Below are 24,468 nucleotides of genomic sequence, written 5' to 3' on the forward strand. Positions count from 1 at the left end.
ATATGACGATTAAAAAATTTTATAAAGCTAAAGTAAATGCAAGGTAATTGTAGGGGTTTAAACTTCACTAGGATAAAAAAAGCACTTCTATTTTCATGGAAATGCTTTCTTGACTAACTCAAATATTAAAGTTCTTTTTTAAGAAGCGAACTTTAGTTTTTTTTCAACTTTATTTTCCTCTTTTTGATAGGCTTTAACAACTGTGCGTTTCATTAGTAACGACACTAAAAATGCTATTACAAATAGTCCTGCAAATACTTTTAGTGTAGTATCTAAAGAGCCTGTTGCATTTTTAACCATATCATAAATAGTTGGTCCCACTACACCTGCTAATCCCCAAGCTGCTAACACCATGCCGTGAATAGCTCCTAATTGTTTTGTACCAAATAAATCTCCTAAAAATGCTGGTAGTGTTGCAAAACCTCCTCCATACATGGTTATTACTGTAAATAACACGATTAAGAATAGCATTTCCATACCAATTTGTGGTAAGAAGTAGAATGCTAAAATCTGAAACCCGAAGAAAATAATATAGGTATTTGCACGCCCAAGGTAATCCGACAAGGTAGACCACATGATTCTACCCAATCCATTAAAGACACCTATTAAACCAACAATTCCTGCTGCTTCCATAGGGGTGTAATTTAACTTTTCTTGCATCATAGGGCTTGCTGCCGAAATAATTGCAATACCACAAGCAATGTTTATAAACATCATAATCCAGATGTAATAAAAACGCGGCGTTTTTAGTGATTCGTTGGCAGTAATATTTGCCATATCTTTTTTTATGGTCTTCCCTTCTCCTGGTTTAAATCCATCTGGAAGGTAGCCTTCTGGTGGTCTTTCAATATATCTTGCAGAAGATAAAATGAGTACCATATAAATTAATCCTAAAATGTAAAATGCATTTGAAACACCAACGGAATCAAAAAGTGATTGCATTACAGGGCCAAATATAAGCGCAGCAAAACCAAAGCCCATAATCGCCATTCCTGTAGCTAAACCACGTCTGTCTGGAAACCACTTTACTAGTGTACTTACTGGAGTTATGTAACCTAATCCTAAACCAATACCACCAATAACACCGTAGCATAAGTAGAATAACCATAAGGCTTCTAATTGTACCGCTAATCCTGAACCTAAAATACCTATACCGTAAAAAATACCTGCGGTTGTTCCGCTTACTTTAGGACCAACTTTTTCTACCCATCTTCCTAAAAATGCTGCAGATAAACCTAATAATAAAATAGCAATTTTAAATGCCCATTTTATGACGCTGCCATCAACATCAAAAATATCTTTAACAGGATTAGTCATAACCGAATACGCATAAACTGACCCAATTGAAATATGTATCCCAACTGCTGATGCAGCAATTAACCAACGGTTTTTAAGTTTTTGTGTTTTCATAATATTTGTGTTTGAATTGCTTTTACCTGCAACTCATTAATTTACTCTTACTTCTTTAAAATATTGCTTTAAAATTTCTACAGCAGCATCAATTTCCTCGGGCTTATTTTCTCTGGCATCTTTTAATGGATACTCCCATCCTAAAGCTGCCCATTTATGTACCCCCAGCTTATGATATGGCTGCAATTCTATTTTTTCTATGGTATTGTAATCTTTAAAATATTCACCCATTTGGTGCAACAACTCTGGCTTGTTTGTTATTTCAGGAATCAATACATAGCGCAACCACATTGGTTTACCTGATGCTTCTCTATGCTTTGCTAAATTGAATGTGGTTTCCTTATTTTTTTGTCCAGTGATATACTCATACCCTTCTTCTGTCATGTGCTTGATGTCCAACATCACCAAATCGGTATAGCCATCTAATAATTCTTCTGTAAAATGATTTAAAATTCTACCGTTAGTATCTATATTGGTATGAATACCTTCTTCCTTTAAGCGCTTAAAAAGTGTAAGTAATTCTTTGGATTGCAACAAAGGCTCTCCTCCTGAAACAGTTACACCACCACGTTTTCCAAAATAAGGCTTTTCTTTTACAGCCATTTGTACAAGCTCCTCTATTTGGTATTCTTTACCGCCATGCGTATCAATAGTATCAGGATTATGGCAATACAAACATTTTAATTTACAGCCTTGTAAAAAAACAATCATTCTCACCCCAGGACCATCATGTGTACCGAAGGATTCAATAGAATGCACTCTTAATATGTTATCTTTTGATTGGATAGTTTTAGGTTTTAAAATTAACATCTGAAAAAGAAGCGTTTTTACACTTCATTTTTCAGATGCCTACAAAATATAAATAGAGTTTAGTTTAGATTGACTCGTGGAAAGATCTTGTTATCACTTCCATTTGTTGTTCTTTAGTTAATCTTACAAAGTTTACTGCATATCCAGAAACTCTGATGGTTAACTGTGGATATTCTTCTGGATGCTCCATTGCATCTAACAAAGTTTCTTTATCTAAAACATTTACGTTAACGTGTTGTGCATTTTTAGAAAAATAACCATCTAAGATACAAGCAAGGTTTTCAATTCTTTCTTCAGCATCTGTTCCTAATGATTTTGGAACAATTGAGAATGTATTTGAAATACCATCCTGAGAATCTTTATAATCTATTTTTGCAACAGAGTTTAATGAAGCAATAGCGCCATGAGAATCTCTACCGTGCATTGGGTTTGCACCAGGTGCAAATGGAATACCTTTTGCTCTTCCATCAGGTGTAGCTCCAGTTTTCTTACCGTAAACTACATTTGATGTAATAGTTAATACAGACATCGTTGGTTCTGCATTTTTATAAACAGGTAGCTTTTTCAATTCATCATTAAAATCGGCAACAGCTTTTGCAGCTAAAACATCAACTCTGTCATCATCATTACCATAGCATGGGAACTCGCCTTCAATTTTAAAATCAACAGTTAAGCCTTCTTCATTTCTAATTGGTTTTACTTTCGCATATTTAATAGCCGAAAGTGAATCTGCAACAATTGATAATCCTGCAATACCATAAGCGATATTTATGCTTGGGTTAGTATCAATTAATGCCATTTGTGCTTTCTCGTAATAGTATTTATCGTGCATGTAGTGAATAATGTTCATAGAATCATTATAAACTCTAGCAACCTCTTTCATGGCTATTTTAAAGTTAGCCATTACTTTATCAAAATCTAATGTTTCGCAAGTACAAGGTTCAATACCTTCCACCATTTGCGTGCCAGTAATCTCGCAACGCCCTCCGTTGATAGCTAACAATAAGGTTTTTGCTAAATTGGTACGAGCGCCGAAGAACTGAATCGACTTTCCCAGCGCTTGATATGATACACAACACGCAATACCGTAATCATCAGAACCACGATTAGTTCGCATCATTTCATCGTTTTCAAACTGAATTGAAGAACTATCTATCGCAACTTTAGCACAAAAATCCTTGAAATTTTGAGGTAAATCTTTAGACCAAAGAATTGTCATGTTTGGCTCTGGTGAAGGGCCTAAATTGTATAATGTATTTAAGAAACGGAAAGACGTTTTTGTTACTTTAGTTCTTCCATCATCAAACATACCACCAATAGCTTCGGTTACCCAAGTAGGATCTCCAGCAAAAATCTCATCGTAAGCACTCATTCTTAAATGACGTACCATACGTAATTTCATCACAAATTGATCGATATATTCTTGAGCTTCTTCTTCAGTAATTAAACCTTCTTGTAAATCGTTTTCAATGTATATATCAAGGAATGTAGACACATTACCGAGAGACATTGCAGCACCATCTTGCTCTTTAACAGCAGCTAAATATGCCATATATGTCCATTGTACCGCTTCTCTAGCAGTTTCTGCAGGACGATTTAGTTCTAAATCATATTTAGCACCTAAAACAATCATTTCTTTAAGCGCCTTAATTTGATCTGAAACTTCCTCGCGAAGACGAATTACAGCATCCGACATCGGGCCAGTAATATTAGCTAAATCTTTTTTCTTAGCTTCAATTAAAGCATCAATACCATACAATGCCACACGACGGTAATCCCCAATAACTCTACCTCTAGCATAGTTGTCTGGTAATCCCGTTAAAAATCCTAACGAACGGAATTTTTTAATCTCAGCATTATAGGCTGAAAACACACCATCGTTATGTGTTTTTACATATTTAGAAAATAATTCTGTTAAGTTATCATTTGGCTTAACGCCTTGTTCTGCCAATGCTTTTTGTACTACCTTAAAACCACCAAAAGGTTTCATAGTACGTTTTAACAACTCATCGGTTTGTAATCCAACAATTACCTCATTCTCCTTATCAATATATCCTGCATTAAATGCACTAACTGTTGAAATAGTTTCCGTATCTAAAGCACGAACGCCGTTATTTTGTCGTTCTTCTTTAGTTGCTTCTTTACAGATGTCCCATAAACGCTGAGTTTTAGCACTTGGGCCAACTAAAAATTCATCTGTACCATGATAAGGTTTTACGTTATTGTATACAAAATCTCTAACGTTAATCTCATCAATCCAAATTCCGGGTTTAAATTCTTTTACTTCCATCTCTATATGTATTTTATATTTTGTAAAATCTATGTCAGTCTTTTTGACTATTCAAAGGTAAAATCCAAATACATGATAAATTATGACAATTGTCAGTAAATCCAATAAAATGAGAAGTTTAACAAAAACTTGAGTACACGAAAACGTTTGAGTTTATAGCACTAAATAAGAAATATTCAACTTTTTGATTAAAATCATTAATAAAAGGCAAATAATATGGTCATACATAAATAAGAATACACTTATTTTACAATTATAATAACTTATTCTTAAAAATAAATACCTAATACTTTTTTAAAAAATACTTGCAATATCCTTATGTATTAAGCTAAATTAAACCTAATACTATCTATTATTGGGAAATCATTATAATTTTCATAATTTGCATTGATATATTCTATACTTGATATGACAGAGATTAGTAGACTTTTTGATTTTCCGTATTACCAATTAGAGCATAAACCAAATGATGCGGCATTGGTTACGAAATATGATGGTGAATGGATTAAAACTTCAACAAAAGAATATCTTGATAAAGCCAATGCTTTAAGCAGAGCCTTACTAAAACTTGGAGTAAATAAAAATGATAAAATTGCTGTTATATCTACCAATAATAGAACAGAATGGAATATTGTAGATATTGGCGTGTTACAAGTTGGAGCCCAAAACATACCAATTTATCCAACAATATGTGCAGAAGATTATGAGTATGTTATTAATCACAGCGAATCTATTTATTGTTTTGTTTCTGACGCTGAAGTACTAGAAAAAGTAAACAAAGTAAAAAAGAATACAAACATTAAAGAAGTGTATTCTTTTGATAGAATTGAAGGCTGCAAACATTACTCTGAATTATTTGAATTAGGGGCAGACACTTCTAATCAAGATGATGTAGAAGCCAGAAAAAAAGCTGTTGAACCAAATGATTTAGCAACTATAATTTATACATCAGGTACAACAGGAAAACCTAAAGGCGTAATGCTGTCGCACTGGAATATTACTAGTAATGTTTTAGATAGTGCAGCAAGAGTACCTCTAAAACAAGGAGAAAACAAAGTATTAAGTTTTTTACCTATTTGCCATATTTTTGAACGGGTTTTAATCTACATATATCAACATGCAGGAACTTCAATATATTATGCAGAAGGCTTAGATAAAATTGGTGATAATGCCAAAGAGATTAAGCCAAATATGATGAGTGTAGTACCAAGACTTTTAGAGAAGGTTTATGATAAAATAATGGATAAAGCCGAGGATTTAACAGGCATAAAAAAAACACTATTCTATTGGGCTGTAAGTTTAGGTGAACAATGGAAGCCTTATGGAGAAAATGGGGCTTGGTATGAGTTTAAACTTAAAATAGCTAATAAACTTATATTTAGTAAGTGGCGTGCTGCATTAGGTGGCGAATTATATACCATGGTTTCTGGTAGTGCTGCTTTACAACCAAGATTAGCAAGAATATTTGGTGCTGCTAAAATGCAAGTAATGGAAGGTTACGGATTAACCGAAACCTCACCTGTAGTTTCAGTTGGTAAGTATGCCAATAATATGTACAAAGTTGGTACTGTTGGTATTCCTATTCCTAATGTGGAAGTGAAAATTGCTGAGGATGGAGAAATTCTAATTAAAGGTCCTAATGTAATGCTAGGCTACTATAAAGATCCTGAAAAAACCGCTAGTGTGATGACGGATGATTACTTTCATACGGGCGATAAAGGTGAAATTGATGGAGATGGCTTCCTAAAAATAACAGGGCGTAAAAAAGAAATGTTTAAAACCTCTGGTGGAAAATATATAATCCCAACCCTTTTAGAAAACGATTTAAAACAATCACGTTTTATAGAACAAGTTATGGTAATTGGTGAAGGCGAAAAAATGCCAGCAGCTTTAATTCAACCTAACTTTGAGTTTTTACACGAATGGATAGAACGTAAAGAGCATCCTATTGAAAATTCTATGGAAGCTATGGCACAGTCTGAAATAGTTCATAAAAGAATTCAGAAAGAAGTAGACAAGTGCAATAAGAAATTTGGTAAATGGGAACAAATTAAAAAGTTTGAAATCACACCTCAAGTGTGGTCTATTGATGATGGCCACCTCACGCCAACTATGAAAATGAAAAGAGATGTGATTAAAAAAATGTATAATTCACTTATTGAAAGTATTTATCGTCCTTCATAAAAATTGATATTAAACTTACACCTACATCTTTAAACTACACATAACTAACTAGAAATTAGATGGTTATTATTTTTTTAGTATATTTAATCAAAACCAATTAAAAACTAAAAAAATGAAAACAAAAAATTTCTTAATCTCTGGTATTGTTGGAGGTATTGTAGATTTCCTTCTAGGGTGGCTTTTTTATGGAATTATTTTCGTCGACATGTTTCCGCAACCTGAAGAAAGTAGTACAACCATGTTATTTATCTTTTTGGGTTGTTTAACCTTCGGATTGTTTATTGCTTACATTTATACCAAATGGGCTCAAATTACCACAGCCGCAACTGGTGCTAAAGCTGGATTTGTAATAGGAATATTTATTGGCCTATTTAGTAATTTCTTCAGACTAGCAATGGATACAACATTTACAAACCAATTGTTTGCACTTGATGTAGGAATATCAATAGTTATGACGGTTATAATCGGTGCAGTTATTGGAGCTGTAAATGGAAAGTTAGGATAATTAAACCGAACATAATGCAATCAAAAATCACCTTAACAACAAGGTGATTTTTACTTTTTATAGCACTATCCATTTTTCTTATATTTATTATGCACGCATAATAAATTTTTATTATATTTGGGAATTCTAACTCTCAAGAATGAAAGATAAAACTATAGATTACGTACTGCGAACCACCTGGTTAACAGTAAATAAAATGTACAATGAAGAGGCTGCAAAGTTTGAGACTACGATGGCTACAGGCTTTACATTATTGAGTATTGATCCTGAAAACGGAACACCATCAACATCGTTGGGTCCAAAAATGGGAATGGAAGCTACAAGTTTATCACGTATTTTAAAAACCATGGAACAGAGAGGTTTAATAGAACGTAAACCTAACCCTGAAGATGGCAGAGGCGTTTTAATTCATTTAACAGAGTTTGGAAAAGAAAAAAGAGACCTATCGCGAGAAAAGGTTTTAACATTTAATGAAACTATTAAGGAGCATATTCCTGAAGAAAAAATGAATCATTTCTATGAAGTTGCAGAAACTATCAATGAATTGGTTTGTAATAAAAAAATTTATAACAACAAGTAAATAGAGTTTAAACAGATATGGGTAAACGTATTATTAAAAAAGTTGCAGTAGTTGGCTCTGGTATCATGGGAAGCGGTATTGCTTGTCATTTTGCCAATATTGGAGTAGAAGTTTTACTTTTAGACATTGTCCCTAGAGAACTTACTGATGCTGAAAAAGCTAAAGGTTTAACCTTAGAAGACAAAACTGTTAGAAATCGATTAGTAAATGATGCACTAAAAGCATCATTAAAATCTAAGCCCTCTCCTATTTATCATCAAAAATTTGCCAATAGAATTACTACTGGGAATTTAGAAGATGATATCGCCAAAGTAAAGAATGTAGATTGGATTATTGAAGTTGTAGTAGAAAGACTAGATATTAAAAAACAAGTTTTTGAGAATTTAGAAAAGCATCGAACTCCAGGAACTCTTATCACAAGTAATACTTCTGGTATCCCAATTCAATTTATGAGTGAAGGTAGAAGCGACGATTTTCAAAAACATTTCTGTGGCACACATTTTTTCAATCCACCCAGATATTTAAAACTTTTTGAAATTATCCCAGGTCCTAAAACCGATCCTTCTGTTTTAGAATTTTTAAACGGATACGGTGAGCAATATTTAGGTAAGACTTCTGTAGTAGCAAAAGATACACCTGCTTTTATTGGTAATCGTATTGGCATCTTTAGTATTATGAGCTTGTTTCATACGGTTAAGGAAATGGACTTAACTATTGAAGAAGTTGATAAACTAACAGGACCTGTTATAGGAAGACCAAAATCAGCAACCTTTAGAACTGTTGATGTTGTAGGTTTAGACACTTTGGTACATGTTGCAAATGGAATTGCTGATAATTGTAAAGATGATGAACGCCTAGAATTGTTTAAACTTCCAGATTTTATAAGTACCATGGTTGATAATAAATGGCTAGGAAGTAAAACAGGACAAGGTTTTTATAAGAAGATAAAAGGCGAAAATGGTAAAAGCGAAATTTTATCATTAGATCTTGAAAGTTTAGAATACAGAAGTAAAAAAAGAGCAAAATTTGCGACGTTAGAATTAACTAAGTCTGTAGATAAAGTCATTGATAGATTTAAAATTTTAGTTTCTGGAAAAGATAAAGCTGGTGATTTCTACAGAAAATCGTTTGCACAACTTTTTGCTTATGTAACCTATAGAATTCCTGAAATTTCAGATGAATTATACAAGATTGATGATGCTATGAAAGCAGGATTTGGTTGGGAACACGGTCCTTTCCAAATTTGGGATGCTATCGGCATTGAAAAAGGTATTGAGTTAATGAAAGCTGAAGGTTTAAAACCTGCTACATGGGTAGATGACATGTTAAGTTCTGGAAGTAAATCGTTCTATACGGTTAAAAATGGAGCAACATATTATTATGATATTCCTTCAAAAACACAAACTAAAGTACCTGGGCAAGACGCCTTCATTATTCTTGATAATATTAGAACATCAAATGAAGTATTTAAAAACTCTGGTGTTGTTATTGAGGATTTAGGCGACGGTATTTTAAACTGCGAATTTCAGTCTAAAATGAATACCATTGGTGGTGATGTTCTTGTAGGATTAAATAAAGCAGTAGACCTCGCTGAAAAAGATTTTGATGGTTTGGTTATCGGTAATCAAGGTGCAAACTTCTCGGTAGGTGCAAATATCGGTATGATTTTTATGATGGCCGTAGAGCAAGAATATGAAGAATTAAATGGCGCTATCAAATATTTTCAAGATACCATGATGCGTATGCGTTATTCAGCAATACCAACTGTTTCAGCACCTCATGGTATGTCACTTGGTGGCGCTTGTGAATTATCAATGCATGCCGATAAAGTAGTAGCTGCTGCCGAAACTTATATTGGTTTAGTAGAATTTGGTGTGGGTGTTATCCCTGGTGGTGCTGGTTCTAAAGAAATGGCGTTACGTGCATCAGACACATTTAAAAAAGGGGATGTACAATTAAATACATTACAAGAATATTTTCTTACTATAGGAATGGCAAAAGTATCAACTTCTGCTTATGAAGCTTACGATTTAGGCATCCTTCAAAAAGGAAAAGACATAGTTGTAGTTAATAAAGATCGGCAAATTGCTGTAGCAAAACAACACGCTAGACTCATGGCAGACATGGGTTACACGCAACCTGTAAAACGAAAAGATGTAAAAGTACTTGGTAAACAAGCCTTGAGTATGTTTTTAGTAGGAACAGATGCTATGCAAGCAAGTCATTATATTAGTGAACACGATAAAAAAATTGCTAATAAATTAGCGTATGTAATGGCTGGCGGAGACTTATCTGAACCAACTTTAGTTACTGAGCAATATTTGTTAGACTTAGAACGTGAAGCGTTCCTTTCACTTTGTACAGAACGTAAAACTTTGGAGAGAATACAACACATGTTAACTAAAGGAAAACCGTTAAGAAATTAAAAGCCCCACCTAACCTCCATGAAAGGGAGGAATCAATAAATGGCAATGAAAGAAATATTTTGATAAATTAAATAAATACCCCGAGTAAGTTTCTCCCCTTTTAGGGGAGTTAGAGGGGGCATATTATGAAAACAGCATATATAGTTAAAGCATACAGAACAGCAGTTGGTAAAGCACCAAAAGGTGTATTCCGTTTTAAACGAACAGATGAATTAGCGGCAGAAACCATTAAATATATGATGAAGGAGCTACCAAATTTAGATCCTAAACGTATTGATGATGTAATTGTTGGTAATGCCATGCCTGAAGGCTCTCAAGGACTAAATATGGCGCGTTTAATCTCTTTAATGGGATTAGAAGTTATTGATGTTCCTGGAGTAACAGTGAATCGTTTTTGCTCTTCAGGAGTGGAAACTATTGGTATGGCAACAGCAAAAATTCAAGCTGGAATGGCAGATTGTATAATTGCTGGTGGCGCAGAAAGCATGAGTAGCGTACCAATGACAGGATTTAAACCAGAATTAAATTACGATGCCATTGTTAAAGCTGGTCATGAGGATTATTATTGGGGTATGGGAAATACTGCAGAAGCAGTTGCAAATGAATTTAAAGTATCCCGAGAAGATCAGGATGAATTTGCGTTTAATTCTCACATGAAAGCATTAAAAGCACAAGCTGAAGATAGGTTTCAAGATCAGATTGTACCGATTGAAGTAGAGCAAACCTATATTGATTCTAACGGAAAAAAAGCAACAAAAACATATACGGTAACTAAAGATGAAGGCCCCAGAAAGGGCACAAGTAAAGAAGCTTTAGCAAAACTACGTGCTGTTTTTGCTCAAGGAGGAAGTGTTACCGCTGGTAATTCTTCTCAAATGAGTGATGGTGCTGCCTTTGTAATGGTAATGAGTGAAGACATGGTTAAAGAATTAAATCTTGAGCCAGTAGCAAGAATGGTAAATTATGCAGCTGCTGGTGTAGCGCCACGTATTATGGGAATAGGTCCTGTAAAAGCAATTCCAAAAGCGTTACAACAAGCAGGCCTAAAACAAGAAGATTTAGAGTTAATTGAACTTAATGAGGCATTTGCCTCTCAATCTCTTGCAGTAATCAGAGAATTAAATTTAAATCCTGATATCGTTAACGTAAATGGTGGTGCTATTGCACTAGGGCATCCTTTAGGATGTACTGGCGCAAAATTGTCAGTACAATTATTTGATGAAATGCGTAAACGTGATATGAAAGGTAAATATGGTGCTGTAACCATGTGCGTTGGTACTGGACAAGGTGCTTGTGGAATTTTTGAATTCTTGAGTTAAAGAGCCACTCCTAACCTCACCGAAGGAGAGGAAAAACTCATGTTACAAAAATACAGTACTTAAAAAGAAAAAATAAAATTATAGTATAACTAAAAAACACCCCGTAATAGTGCTCCCCCTTTTGGGGGAGTTAGAGGGGGCATATTATGGAAGATAACATTTTAAGAGGTGGACAGTTTTTGGTAAAAGAAAGCAACTGTGAAGACATTTTTACACCTGAAGATTTTAATGAAGATCAGCTAATGATGAAAGAAGCTGTGACCGAATTTGTGGATAGAGAAATATGGTCTAAAAAAGCACAGTTTGAACAAAAAGATTATGCCTTAACAGAGTCTTGTATGCGTCAAGCTGGAGAACTAGGTTTTTTAAGTGTATCGGTTCCAGAGGAATATGGCGGAATGGGCATGGGCTTTGTAGATACCTGTTTAGTATGCGACTATATTTCTGGTGCAACTGGGTCTTTTAGTACAGCTTTTGGAGCGCATACTGGAATTGGAACTATGCCAATTACGTTGTATGGAAACGAGGAACAAAAACAAAAATATGTGCCAAAATTAGCGAGTGGTGAATGGTTTGGCTCGTATTGCTTAACAGAACCAACAGCAGGTAGTGATGCAAATTCTGGAAGAACAAAAGCAGTACTTTCAGAAGATGGGAAAACTTATAAAATTACAGGACAGAAAATGTGGATCTCTAATGCAGGTTTCTGTAGCGTAATGATTGTTTTTGCTAGAATAGAAGATGATAAGAACATTACTGGTTTTATTGTAGAATACGATTCTGAAAACCCTAATGGTATTACCATGGGAGAAGAAGAGCATAAACTGGGTATCCGCGCATCTTCTACCAGACAGGTGTTTTTTAACGAAACTGTTGTTCCTGTAGAGAATATGTTATCAACTAGAGGAAACGGGTTTAAAATTGCAATGAATGCGCTTAATGTTGGTCGTATTAAATTAGCTGCAGCTTGTTTAGATGCTCAAAGACGCACTATTACAGAATCTGTAAAGTATGCTAACGAACGTATTCAATTTAAAACTCCTATTTCAAGTTTTGGAGCTATTCGCCAAAAAATTGCTGAAATGGCAACAAATTGTTGGGTTGGTGAAGCTGCTACTTATCGTGCTGCTAAAAATATTGAAGACCGTATTGAATTGAGAAGAAATAACGGAAAAGACACACACCAAGAAGCAGAATTAAAAGGTGTTGAAGAATATGCCATTGAATGTTCAATATTAAAAGTTGCAGTTTCAGAATTTGTGCAAAATTGTACAGATGAAGGCATCCAGATTTTTGGTGGCATGGGCTTTTCTGAAGAAACTCCAATTGAATCCGCATGGAGAGATGCCCGTATTGCAAGAATTTATGAAGGTACCAATGAAATAAATAGAATGTTGAGTATTGGTATGCTTATCAAAAAAGCAATGAAAGGACATGTGAATGTTTTAGAACCTGCAATGGCAGTAAAAGAGGAATTAATGGGCATTCCTGATTTTAATGTTCCAGACTATTCAGAACTATTTTCTGAAGAAAAAAATATCATTAAAAATTTAAAGAAACTATTTTTAATGGTAGCTGGTGCTGCACTTCAAAAATATGGCGAAAAAATAGAGCAACAACAGCAATTGATGTTAGCCTCTTCTGATATTTTAATCCAAATTTATTTAGCAGAATCAGCTATTCTTCGTGCTGAAAAAATGGCTAAAAAAGAAGGTGAAGATAAAGTTAAAGAGCAGATTGCTATGGCAAAACTTAATTTATTTCATGCTATTGATGTGATTGAAACCGCTGGAAAACACTCTATTATTTCATTCTCTACAGGCGATGAACAAAAAATGATGTTAGTAGGCTTAAAAAGATATATCAAATATGTAAACATGCCTAATATAGTAGAACTAAGACATATCATCGCTGAAAAAGTGATTAATGAAAATAAATATTGTTTTTAGAGTTGTAACACTCTAACAATTTCGTGTGACTAATTCAAATGTAAAAGGCGTCTCAAATTAAGTTTTGAGGCGTTTTTTTATTAATTTCGTTGAAAATAATTGATATGAAAAACCTAATCGCTTCCCTCATTCTTCTCATTTCCGTTTTTGGCTATGGTCAATCTGAACAAGACATCTACAATATCATTGATGCCGTTTCAGCAGAACGAATTCAAAAAGACATTCAGACTTTAGTAGATTTTGGTACAAGAAACACCTTTAGTGATACTATTTCAGAAACAAGAGGTATAGGCGCTGCTAGACGTTGGATTAAAAAAGAGTTTGAGTCTATTTCAAACTCATGCGATAATTGTTTGGATGTTTTTTACCAAAAAGATTTTGTAACCAAGGAGGGTAATAGTCGCGTTCCTCACAATGCTTGGGTAGTAAATGTTATAGCTATTCAAAAAGGTACAACATATCCTAACCGCTATGTAATTATGAGTGGTGATATTGATTCTAGAGCCAGTGATACTATGGATTTTACCACTGATGCACCTGGAGCAAATGATAATGCCTCGGGAATGGCAGGCACTATCGAAGCAGCACGAGTATTGTCTAAATATAAATTTGAAAGTAGTATTGTATATGTAGGCTTATCTGGCGAGGAACAGGGACTTTTTGGTGGTGCAGGACTAGCTAAATATGCCAAGGATAATGACTGGGATATTATAGGCGTACTCAACAACGATATGATTGGAAATATTGAAGGTGTTGATGGTGTTATTGATAATAGAACATTTCGAATTTTTTCTGAACCTGTACCTCCAACTGAAACGGAGCGCCAAAGAACACTAAGGCGCTTTTATGGTGGTGAGGTAGATGGTATTTCTAGACAATTAGCCCGTTATATCCATAAAAACACCAAAAAATATATGCCAGAAATGAACCCTATGATGGTCTACAGGTTAGATCGCTTTGGTCGTGGCGGACACCATCGCCCATTCAACGATTTAGGTTTTGCTGGCGTGCGTATTATGGAAGCGCACGAAAATTATACTCAGCAGCACCAAGATATACGAGAAGAAAATGGCATAAATTACGGTGATGTTATAGAGCATGTTAACTTTGGTTATGCCAAAAAACTTACCGCTGTAAATGCTATAAATTTAGCGAGTTTAGCTTGGGCACCACCTGCACCAAAAGAAGTTGCCATTGGTGGCGTTGTAGAACCTGCGGCAAAGTTTATCTGGGATAAAGTAGATGGTGCTAAAGGATATAAAGTTTACTGGCGAGATACTACTTCGCCTACTTGGGATAACAGTAGGTATATTGAAGGCGTTTTAGGTACCACATTAGATGGTATTGTAATTGATAATTATTTTTTCGGTGTTTCAAGTGTTGGAGAAAACGGTTTTGAGAGCCCTGTTGTATTTCCAAATAGTGTAATGCGAAAATAACATGTACAAAAATGTGATAGGATTTTTATTTGTTTGTTTAATGAGCTGCTCCAAACCAGATAAAAATAGAGGTAATGTCTACTTTGAAGTTTCTAATGATTCAATAAGCGTATTTTACAAAAACGAACTCTTATGTCCCGTATTCACAAAAGTTAAACATTTAAAGAATGGCAACTTTAGTTTTGTGCAGTCTGAAGCGAACGCAAATTCAAAAATTATGAGTTTTAGTGCCAGCGAAGAAGATACTGTTTCTATTCTTAATACATTTAAATTCTCGCACCATTACGGCTATTTTGAAAAAGAAAAACTCGCTTACGATACCCTTTTTAATTATGCACTTCCCTTTCCTAAAGGAAAGCAGTACAAAATTATACAAGGTTATAACGGCGATTTTACCCATAACACTAACTTCTCAAGGTATACTATAGACTTTAATTTACAAATAGGCGATACTATAGAAGCCGCAAGGGCTGGTACTATTATAAAAGTAGTTGACAAACACAATAAACAGGGCACATCTGATAAGTATAGGCCTTATGGCAATTATATACTGCTACATCATGAGGATAATACTTTTTCCCAATACGTACATTTAAAGCAATATGGTAGTATAGTTAAAGTTGGTGATACCATCAATAAGAGTCAACCTATTGCATTATCGGGCTTTACAGGTCTTACCACCACACCACACCTACATTTTGGCGTTTTTAAATCTACTATAAACGGCTTTGAGTCTATTCCAATAATAATTGATTCAATTCCAGGAAAAAGATATACTAAAAATAAAATTGCAGTTCATGATTAACCACAAGCATATTTTTACATTACTTGCCATACTACTTATAGTGATAAATGCAAATCCCCAAGAAATTTTAAAAGGTAAGGAAAAATTCACCAGACAGGATACGCTAAGAGGCAGTATTACCCCAGAACGTGCCTGGTGGGATTTAAGCTATTACCATTTGGATATTAAAGCAGATCCAGATAATAAATTCATTTCTGGAAAAAATACCATTCAATACAAGGTTTTAAAAGAAAACTCGGTAATGCAGATTGATTTGCAACCCCCAATGAAACTTTTAAAAGCCATACAAAATGGTAAAGAGTTAGACATAAAACACGATGGGAATGCACATTTTATAACCTTAACAGAGATTCAAAATATTGATGACGTAAACGAGTTAATAGTGTACTATGAAGGTAATCCAAAAGAAGCTGTAAGAGCACCGTGGGATGGAGGTATTTCATGGAAAAAAGATAAAAATGGGAATCACTTTATAGCATCTTCCTGTCAAGGTTTAGGAGCTAGTGTTTGGTGGCCTTGTAAAGACCATATGTATGATGAAGTTGATAGTATGAAAATTAGTGTGAATGTACCTGATAAATTAATAAATGTTTCAAATGGTAGATTACAACTTGTAGAGCGCATAGGAGATACTAAAACATATCATTGGGTTGTAAAAAACCCAATTAACAATTATGGTGTAAATATTAATATTGGAGATTATGTAAACTTTTCTGAAGTTTATGATGGTATGGCTGGAAATCTTGATATGGATTACTATGTGTTAAGTTATAACTTAGAAAAAGCCAAAGAACAATTTAAACAAGCACCTATGATGATGAAAGCTTTTGAACATTGGTTTGGACAATATCCATTTTACGCCGATAGTTTTAAACTTGTTGAAGTACCTTATTTAGGTATGGAACATCAAAGTTCTGTTACCTATGGCAATCAATTTATGAATGGCTATTTAGGTAACGATTTATCTGGCACAGGCTGGGGTTTAAAATTTGATTTTATCATTATTCACGAAGCAGGTCATGAATGGTTTGCTAATAGTATAACGAATAAAGATGCTGCTGATATGTGGATTCATGAAGGATTTACTGCCTACTCAGAGAACTTATATTTAGATTACCATTTTGGAAAAGAAGCTTCTGCTGAGTATGTTATTGGAACCCGTAAAAATATACAAAATGATAGACCACTAATTGGACATTATAATGTAAATAAAGAAGGTTCTGGTGATATGTATTATAAGGGAGCAAACATGCTTCATACACTAAGACAACTGATAGAAGATGATGAAAAATGGCGCAAAATATTACGTAAAATGAATGTTGAATTCTATCATCAAACCGTAACAACTCAGCAAATTGAAAACTTTATAAGTAGAGAAACAGGCTATGACTTAACTGAGTTTTTTAACCAATATTTAAGAACAACTAAAGTACCTACATTAGAATACCAGGTTAAAAAGAAAACCTTAAAATATAGATGGACAAACATTGTAGATGGTTTTGATATGCCTATTCAAGTAGAAATAAATGATAATGAAAAATGGATATTTCCTAAAGCTGAATGGAAAGAGGAATCTTTAGAATCTAAAATAAACACTTTTAAAATAGATGCAGATTTTTATGTTGAGTCTAAAAAACTATAAGTTTTGAAAGATTTACCAGAGCTTTATTTTGAACGTGATACCGATTGGTACGACTGGTTGCTTAAAAACCACACCTCATCAAAAGGCGTATATCTCATATTTTATAAACTTGAAATGAAAATCCCAACAATGCGCTGGGAAGAAGCCGTAAAAGTTGCTATTTGTTTTGGTTGGATTGATTCTACAGTAAAAAGTTTAGGTAATGGCAAGCGACGACAATACTTCTGCCCAAGAAACCCTAAAAGAAATTGGAGTGCCTTAAACAAAAAATATGTTGAAAGTTTAGAAGCTGTTGGTTTAATTCATGAATCTGGCTATAGAATGATTGATTTAGCCAAAGAAACTGGTACTTGGACAGCCATGGATGATGTAGAAAATGGTATTATTCCAGATGATTTACAGAAGGCTTTTAATGCTAATGAAAGGGCTTTTGAAAACTATCAAAATTTTGCTAAAGGTTATAGAAAGAATTATTTGTCCTGGCTTCACAGTGCTAAAAGAGATGAAACACGCAAGAAGCGTATTACTGAAATCATAAGATGTTGTGAAGCTAATATTAAGAGTAGAGATAGTCGTTAAAATATTTTATAAATCAAATAAATGATTAAAAGTGATATTTTTGAAGTAGGCTTATTAGACCGCTACCATATTTACGTTCCTGAAAACATTATGCAACCTTTTGTAGATGCTAAAGTAGAACGGCTATACATCAAGGCATCACACAACACGAAATCTATAGACTTTTACGCAGCTTTTGTAAGAAATAAAAACACTGATGATTATCGCATCATGTTTGGTAAACGCTTGCAAAAAGAATTGGGCGTTTTACAAAATGACTACTTTAAAATTCAACTCTTTGAAAACACATCGAAATACGGAGTTCAAGTTCCTGAAGAATTGGAAGAAGTTTTTAAGTTAGATATAGAAGCCTTTAAAGTATTTGAAACTTTAACAGTCGGCAAACAGCGCAGTATTATTTACGCTATTGCCAGATATAAAACTAGTCAAACCAAAATTGACAAGGCTTTAATTCTGTGTGAAAATTTGAAACGAGGATTTACAGACCCAATGACTATCTTAAAGGCACAATAAATTTATATACCATTTATAAAACTGCCATAGGGATCTTTAAACTGAACCCCTTCTGTAAATCTGTGCTTACTTAATTGTTTATATTCTACTAAAGCCCACAAAACAAATTCTTTCACAAAATAACTGTCTTGCTTTGTTAAATTAGGCTGATACTCCCCTAGTAAATCATCCAATGGAGATATAGCGTTTAATAGACTTTTATATTCTTTATCTCTTAAATCATCCAATAATTCAAATCCATCTTTTTGATTGAAGAACCAAGATATAATATTATCATATGGACTTTCTTCATCTTGTTTTTGTAACTTTTCAATCTTAGGAAAAAATTCAACAAATAGACTCTTTACAGCTTCACCAATTAAATTATAGGCTACAACTGCTGCTCCTTCTTGCTCACCTTCATACACCAACTCCACTTTACCAGTAATAGCAGGAATAATACCCACAAAATCTGACAGTCTAAGAGTTGTTTGTCCATCGCCACTTATTAAAGCGCGTCGTTCTGCGGTACTCAATAAATTTTCTAAAGCTGTTATACTCAAGCGCGCACTAACACCACTTTTAGCGTCTATAAATTCACTTTCACGTGCTTCAAAAACAATTTGTTCTAATAAATCTCTAGCTAGGTCAGGCACAATAACTGATGCTTTTTGGCTTTCAACTAATCTAGCCTCTTGCTCTGTAATTTGTCGCGCTGTTTCAATATTCTCTGGGTAATGTGTTAATATCTGAGAACCTATTCTATCTTTTAAAGGGGTTACTATACTCCCCCTATTTGTATAATCTTCGGGATTTGCCGTAAACAAAAACTGGATATCAAGTGGCAACCTCAGCTTAAAGCCTCTTATTTGAATATCACCTTCTTGTAAAATATTAAATAATGCTACCTGAATTCTAGCTTGTAAATCTGGTAATTCGTTTATCACAAAAATACAACGGTTGGCTCTGGGAATCATTCCATAATGAATCACACGATCGTCAGCGTAACTCAACTTTAGGTTTGCTGCTTTTATAGGATCTACATCTCCAATAATATCAGCTACTGTTACATCAGGAGTTGCTAATTTTTCAGCAAAACGCTCGCTGTTATGTAACCAAGAAATTGGTGTTTTATCTCCTTTTTCTTTTATCAATTCTATAGCATATCTCGAAATAGGTTGTAAAGGATCATCATTAATTTCAGACCCTTCAATAATTGGAATATATTCATCCAATAAATTCAACATTAAACGTGCAAGTCTTGTTTTTGCTTGTCCACGCAATCCCAATAAATTGATATTGTGCCGAGATAATATAGCACGCTCCAACTCAGGAATAACAGTATTCTCATAACCATGAACCCCTTCAAAAGTGGTTTCCTTATTTTTTATTTTTTTAATCAAGTTATCTCTCAACTCATCTTTAATAGATTTGGGTTGATAACCTGCTTTTTTTAATTCACCTAATGTTTTTATGTTTTCTATTTTCATATTTATCCTCTAATTCTTTTTTTTCTGTTTGTTTCGTAATCTTCAAAAATCATTTCTCCCAAACCTTTTAGTCCCGTATAAAATGCTTTTCCTTGGTTAGCATATGTAAACTCTCTTACAAACTGCATCAAGTAGTTATCTTGAGCAATCATAAAGGTTGTTATGGGAATATGCAATCGTCTTGCTTGTTGTGCCATAGCGTAACACTTGTTTACAATATGCGTATCCAATCCCATACTGTTTTTATAATATTCTCCATCTGGTAGTCGTAGGCAACTTGGTTTGCCATCGGTAATCATAAAAATTTGTTTATTAGTGTTTCTTTTTCTTCTCAATAAATCCATTGCCAATTGTAAACCGGCAACTGTATTGGTATGATAAGGCCCTACTTTTAAATATGGTAAATCTTTAATTTCAATTTGCCACGCATCATTACCAAATACTAAAATATCTAAAGTATCTTTTGGGTAGCGGGTTGTAATTAATTCTGCAAGCGCCATCGCTACTTTTTTGGCAGGTGTAATGCGATCTTCTCCATACAAAATCATACTGTGGCTAATATCTATCATCAAAACCGTACTCATTTGAGATTTATGAAGTGTTTCTTCAACTACCAAATCGTCTTCTGAAAGCGTAAAGTCTGAAATACCATGATTAATCTGCGCATTTTTCAAACTCTCGGTCATGGAAACTTTATCCAAGGCATCTCCAAATTGATAACCCCTAAAATCTCCGGTATGCTCATCTCCTATCCCAGGGCTTTTACTTTTATGGTTGCCTTGTCCGCTTCGTTTTATCTTACCAAAAATTTGATCTAAAGCTTGCTGACGAATGGCACGTTCGGTTTTGGCAGTAATTTCCAAAGAACCGTTACCATCAGGATCTATTTCTTCACGTAGATAACCTTTTTTCTTTAGGTCTTCAATAAAATCTTCAATAGTATATTCTGGTGTGGTAAGTTTATATTCTTTATCTAACTCACGTAACCAATCTATGGCCTCGTCAAAATCACCAGAAGTGTGGGTAATAAGTTCTTTAAATATCTCGAAAAGTGTATCAAAAGGAGATTTATTAGGCGCTTCGTATTTTTTAAAAACGAAACCTTTTCTAAAAACTTTGTTGTTTTTCATAGCTGTATAAAAATACAGTTTTTCTGTATTTGGAGCAGTAATATTAACATCTATTTATATTATTCGGTGATAAGTTTTCATTATTTTCGAAACGATTAAAATTCAACCTATGAAAAAGCTTTTATTATTTGTATTTCTACTCTCCTCTATTTCAATTTATTCGCAAAAACTTGAAATGAATCTGTTAAAAAACATGCAACCCAGAAATATTGGCCCTGGGGGCATGTCCGGAAGGGTTACAGCGATAGATGTTGTACATGCGAATCCAGATATAATATATGCAGGAACAGCCTCTGGTGGGCTATGGAAATCCACCTCTGGGGGTATTAAATGGGAATCAATTTTTGAAGAGGAAACTACGGCGTCCATTGGTGCGGTAGCTATTCAACAGTCTAATCCTAGCGTTATTTGGGTGGGCACTGGCGAGGGCAATCCTAGAAATAGCCTTAATGGTGGTTATGGCATTTATCGTTCATTGGATGGTGGTAAAAACTGGACACTGATGGGATTGGAAAATACGCGCCATATTCATCGTGTAATTATAGACCCAACTGACCCAAATACAGTTTATGTTGGCGCTATAGGATCACCTTGGGGTGAACACCCCGAACGTGGCATATTTAAAACTACTGATGGTGGTATATCTTGGTCTAAAATTCTATACGCCAATAACAAATCGGGAGCCGCAGATCTGGTGATGGATCCCACAAATCCAAACAAATTAATAGCTGCGCTTTGGGAGCACAAGCGCGAACCTTGGTTTTTTAATTCAGGTGGCATTGGTTCTGGATTGCACATTACCTACGATGGCGGCAATACATGGAAAAAAATTACCGAAGAAGATGGTTTTCCTAAAGGAAACTTAGGCAGAATTGGTGTGGCCATAGCAGCAAATAAACCAAACACCATATATGCTTTGGTTGAAGCCAAAAAGAATGCCCTTTATAAAAGTGAGGACGGTGGTTTTAAATGGAAAAAAGTAAACGATAAGAACGATATTGGAGATAGACCATTTTATTATTCTGAAATTTATGTAGATCCACAAAATGAAAACCGTGTGTACTCTGTGTTCACTTATGTTAATGTAAGCGAAGACGGCGGTAAAAACTTTACCCAGTTAATGCCTGCTTATGGTGCTAATAATGGTGTACACCCCGACCATCATGCATGGTGGATACACCCCAAAAACGGAAACTTTATGATTGATGGGAATGACGGTGGGCTAAATATCACCAAAGATGGCGGTAAAACTTGGCGTTTTATTGGTAATTTACCAGTAGCTCAATTTTACCACATTGCCGTAGACAACGACATTCCATATAATGTATACGGTGGCATGCAGGATAATGGTTCTTGGAAAGGGCCAGCTTATGTTTGGCGTTCGCAAGGTATCCGTAATTCGTATTGGCAAGAAATAAGTTTTGGAGATGGTTTTGATGTTATCTCAGACCCTACAAATCCTCGCTTTGGCTGGTCTATGAGCCAACAAGGTTATGTAAGTTATTTTGATGCAGAAACTGGTAATAACTTTAGCGTAAGACCGACGCATCCAGATGCTGATGTGCTATTACGATTTAATTGGAATGCTGCCATAAATATTGATCCTTTTGACAACAACACTATTTACTTTGGAAGTCAGTTTGTACACAAATCAACAGATAAAGGTCTTACTTGGACTATCATTTCAGATGATCTTACTACCAACAATCCTGAAAAACAAAAGCAAAGTGAAAGTGGTGGCTTAACTATTGACGCTACTGGTGCTGAAAACCACTGTACCATTTTGGCAATAGAACCTTCTTCTCTTGAAAAAGATATGCTTTGGGTAAGTACAGATGATGGTAGAGTACACATTACCAAGGATGGAGGAACTAATTGGACAGAGGTTTCAAAAAACATAAAAGGGCTACCCACTGGCAGTTGGATTCCGCAGATAAAGGCTTCAAATAAAAACAAAGGAGAAGCATTACTAATAGCTAATGATTACAGAAGATTTAACTATACACCTTATGCCTACAGAACCAAAAACTATGGAAAAACCTGGGAGCGCATTGTTGACGAGAATGATGTGGAGAGTTACGCACTTTCTATTGTGGAAGATATTGAAAACCCAAATTTACTATTTTTAGGTACCGATGATGGGCTTTACATTTCCATAGATGCGGCACAAACTTGGACAAAATGGACAGAGGGGTTCCCTACAGTATCTGTAAAGGATTTGGTAATACATCCTCGGGAGCATGATTTAATTATCGGCACTTTTGGTCGTGCAGCTTGGGTGTTGGATAATATTCGTCCATTAAGAGCCATCGCAAATAATAAAACTGTTCTAAATTCTAAACTACAAGTGTTTGAACCGTCCACAGCATATTTAGCAGCATATCAACAACCTACTGGAACACGCTTTGGAGCAGATGCATTATACCATGGAAAAAACAGAAGCTCTGGAGCCCTCATACCCTATTTTGTTACTATTGATAAAAAAGCAGTATCTGAAGAAAAAAAAGAGGATGAGGAGGATAATATTGAAAAGAAGGAAACTGCCGTAAAATGGGATTCTCTAACACTTAAAATATTTGATGGAGACCGTTTGATAAGAACCTTAAAGCAAAAAGCACCTAAAGAAACTGGCATACATAAATGGCGATGGAACTTAACTGAAAAAGGCCCTGATAGACCTTCAAGAACTGTTAAAATATCAAAATACGAACCATCTGGTGTTCTTGTAAAACCTGCTGATTACAAGTTAGAATTACACTTTGGAGACCAAGTTTCAAAAGGAATAGTTACAGTGAAAACAGATCCTAGGCTTGATAAATCCTTAAAGGCTATCAATGAAGTCTATGAAACGTCAAAAGCTCTTGAAAAGATGACACAACTAGCTGTCGATGCTACAAAACAACTGGCTGAAAGCAAAACTATAGCTAAAAAATATCAATCTGAATTAAAAAAACTAGATAAAGACAAATACAAAGAGCAAATAAAAGCTTCGAAAGAGATAGTAAAAACAATAGATTCATTAATGGCCATGTATTTAGGGAAGGAAGATAAACGCCAAGGCATTATAAGAAGCCCGAAACCCAATATTAGTAGACGCATAAGTCTAGCCAACAGCTATGTGCGTTCTAGACAAAATGGGATTACAGCGACAGAAAAAAGATTGATTGAGCAAGCTGAAAATGCCATTAAAAACGGACTAAAAAAGACAAATGCTTTTTTTAATGACAACTGGAAATCGTACAGAACTAACATGGAAGCCCTTGAAATTTCACCGTTCAAAAAAACTAAATCATTCAAAATCGATTAAATATGAACAGGTTATTAACCTTATGCCTTTTGGTGGTTTTTATGTCTTGTAAAAAGGATAAAGACACCAAAGATGTTGCTTTAAACTTAAAGCAATACACTATTGAACAAT

Annotated in this window: 17 protein-coding genes; 12 read left to right on the plus strand and 5 right to left on the minus strand. The window is 34.6% G+C overall.

The features are described 5' to 3' along the window. Window positions 1-138: 138 nt before the first annotated feature. The 3 genes from AC1B0Z_RS06525 to pflB all read right to left on the minus strand — a co-directional run bounded on the left by AC1B0Z_RS06525 (window position 139) and on the right by pflB (window position 4,510). The gene (locus AC1B0Z_RS06525) at window positions 139-1,410 is read right to left on the minus strand and encodes an L-lactate MFS transporter (protein WP_483794818.1); all 1,272 of its coding nucleotides are present in this window, start codon (window positions 1,408-1,410) and stop codon (window positions 139-141) included. Between the two features lie 36 nt (window positions 1,411-1,446). Beyond that, window positions 1,447-2,220 (minus strand): pyruvate formate-lyase-activating protein, encoded by a 774-nt coding sequence (pflA, locus tag AC1B0Z_RS06530; protein WP_483794819.1) that lies wholly within the window; start codon window positions 2,218-2,220, stop codon window positions 1,447-1,449. Between the two features lie 64 nt (window positions 2,221-2,284). Continuing rightward, a complete protein-coding gene (pflB, locus tag AC1B0Z_RS06535) occupies window positions 2,285-4,510 on the minus strand; it encodes a formate C-acetyltransferase (protein WP_483794820.1) in 2,226 nt (741 codons plus the stop codon). Between the two features lie 408 nt (window positions 4,511-4,918). Between pflB and AC1B0Z_RS06540 the strand changes: the two genes are divergently transcribed. The 11 genes from AC1B0Z_RS06540 (at window position 4,919) to AC1B0Z_RS06590 (ending at window position 18,451) form a co-directional block, all read left to right on the plus strand. Continuing rightward, window positions 4,919-6,694 carry an AMP-dependent synthetase/ligase gene (locus tag AC1B0Z_RS06540; protein WP_483794821.1) on the plus strand — a complete coding sequence of 592 codons (1,776 nt, stop codon included), beginning with the start codon at window positions 4,919-4,921 and terminating at the stop codon, window positions 6,692-6,694. Between the two features lie 112 nt (window positions 6,695-6,806). Further along, a complete protein-coding gene (locus AC1B0Z_RS06545; RefSeq protein WP_483794822.1) occupies window positions 6,807-7,199 on the plus strand; it encodes a hypothetical protein in 393 nt (130 codons plus the stop codon). Window positions 7,200-7,338: 139 nt separating this feature from the next. Then, complete coding sequence (locus AC1B0Z_RS06550) at window positions 7,339-7,779, plus strand: MarR family winged helix-turn-helix transcriptional regulator (protein WP_483794823.1); 441 nt, start codon at window positions 7,339-7,341, stop codon at window positions 7,777-7,779. Between the two features lie 17 nt (window positions 7,780-7,796). Next, a complete protein-coding gene (locus tag AC1B0Z_RS06555; RefSeq protein ID WP_483794824.1) occupies window positions 7,797-10,205 on the plus strand; it encodes a 3-hydroxyacyl-CoA dehydrogenase/enoyl-CoA hydratase family protein in 2,409 nt (802 codons plus the stop codon). A gap of 125 nt (window positions 10,206-10,330) precedes the next feature. Continuing rightward, window positions 10,331-11,524, plus strand: coding sequence for an acetyl-CoA C-acyltransferase (locus AC1B0Z_RS06560; protein WP_483794825.1), 1,194 nt, complete (start codon window positions 10,331-10,333; stop codon window positions 11,522-11,524). 146 nt (window positions 11,525-11,670) lie between these two features. Next, complete coding sequence (locus AC1B0Z_RS06565) at window positions 11,671-13,473, plus strand: acyl-CoA dehydrogenase family protein (protein ID WP_483794826.1); 1,803 nt, start codon at window positions 11,671-11,673, stop codon at window positions 13,471-13,473. A 104-nt stretch (window positions 13,474-13,577) separates the two neighbouring features. Then, on the plus strand, window positions 13,578-14,912 hold the full coding sequence (locus tag AC1B0Z_RS06570) for a M28 family peptidase (RefSeq protein WP_483794827.1): 1,335 nt from the start codon (window positions 13,578-13,580) through the stop codon (window positions 14,910-14,912). 40 nt (window positions 14,913-14,952) lie between these two features. Next, the gene (locus AC1B0Z_RS06575; RefSeq protein ID WP_483794828.1) at window positions 14,953-15,717 is read left to right on the plus strand and encodes a M23 family metallopeptidase; all 765 of its coding nucleotides are present in this window, start codon (window positions 14,953-14,955) and stop codon (window positions 15,715-15,717) included. Further along, on the plus strand, window positions 15,710-17,359 hold the full coding sequence (locus AC1B0Z_RS06580; RefSeq protein WP_483794829.1) for a M1 family metallopeptidase: 1,650 nt from the start codon (window positions 15,710-15,712) through the stop codon (window positions 17,357-17,359). Before AC1B0Z_RS06575 ends, AC1B0Z_RS06580 begins: the two co-directional genes overlap by 8 nt. Window positions 17,360-17,362: 3 nt before the next feature. Further along, window positions 17,363-17,938 carry a YdeI/OmpD-associated family protein gene (locus AC1B0Z_RS06585; RefSeq protein WP_483794830.1) on the plus strand — a complete coding sequence of 192 codons (576 nt, stop codon included), beginning with the start codon at window positions 17,363-17,365 and terminating at the stop codon, window positions 17,936-17,938. A gap of 21 nt (window positions 17,939-17,959) precedes the next feature. After that, the gene (locus AC1B0Z_RS06590) at window positions 17,960-18,451 is read left to right on the plus strand and encodes a YdeI/OmpD-associated family protein (protein ID WP_483794831.1); all 492 of its coding nucleotides are present in this window, start codon (window positions 17,960-17,962) and stop codon (window positions 18,449-18,451) included. Window positions 18,452-18,453: 2 nt separating this feature from the next. Here the strand turns inward: AC1B0Z_RS06590 and AC1B0Z_RS06595 are convergent, their stop codons facing one another. Together AC1B0Z_RS06595 and AC1B0Z_RS06600 are read right to left on the minus strand one after the other, a co-directional pair. Then, window positions 18,454-19,920, minus strand: a complete 1,467-nt coding sequence (locus AC1B0Z_RS06595; protein WP_483794832.1) for a MoxR family ATPase — start codon at window positions 19,918-19,920, stop codon at window positions 18,454-18,456. A 2-nt stretch (window positions 19,921-19,922) separates the two neighbouring features. Then, a complete protein-coding gene (locus tag AC1B0Z_RS06600; protein ID WP_483794833.1) occupies window positions 19,923-21,050 on the minus strand; it encodes a vWA domain-containing protein in 1,128 nt (375 codons plus the stop codon). Window positions 21,051-21,159: 109 nt separating this feature from the next. Between AC1B0Z_RS06600 and AC1B0Z_RS06605 the strand changes: the two genes are divergently transcribed. After that, window positions 21,160-24,357 carry a WD40/YVTN/BNR-like repeat-containing protein gene (locus AC1B0Z_RS06605; protein ID WP_483794834.1) on the plus strand — a complete coding sequence of 1,066 codons (3,198 nt, stop codon included), beginning with the start codon at window positions 21,160-21,162 and terminating at the stop codon, window positions 24,355-24,357. Window positions 24,358-24,468 lie beyond the last annotated feature (111 nt).

This window comes from Hyunsoonleella sp. J2K-J805 (assembly GCF_057167125.1).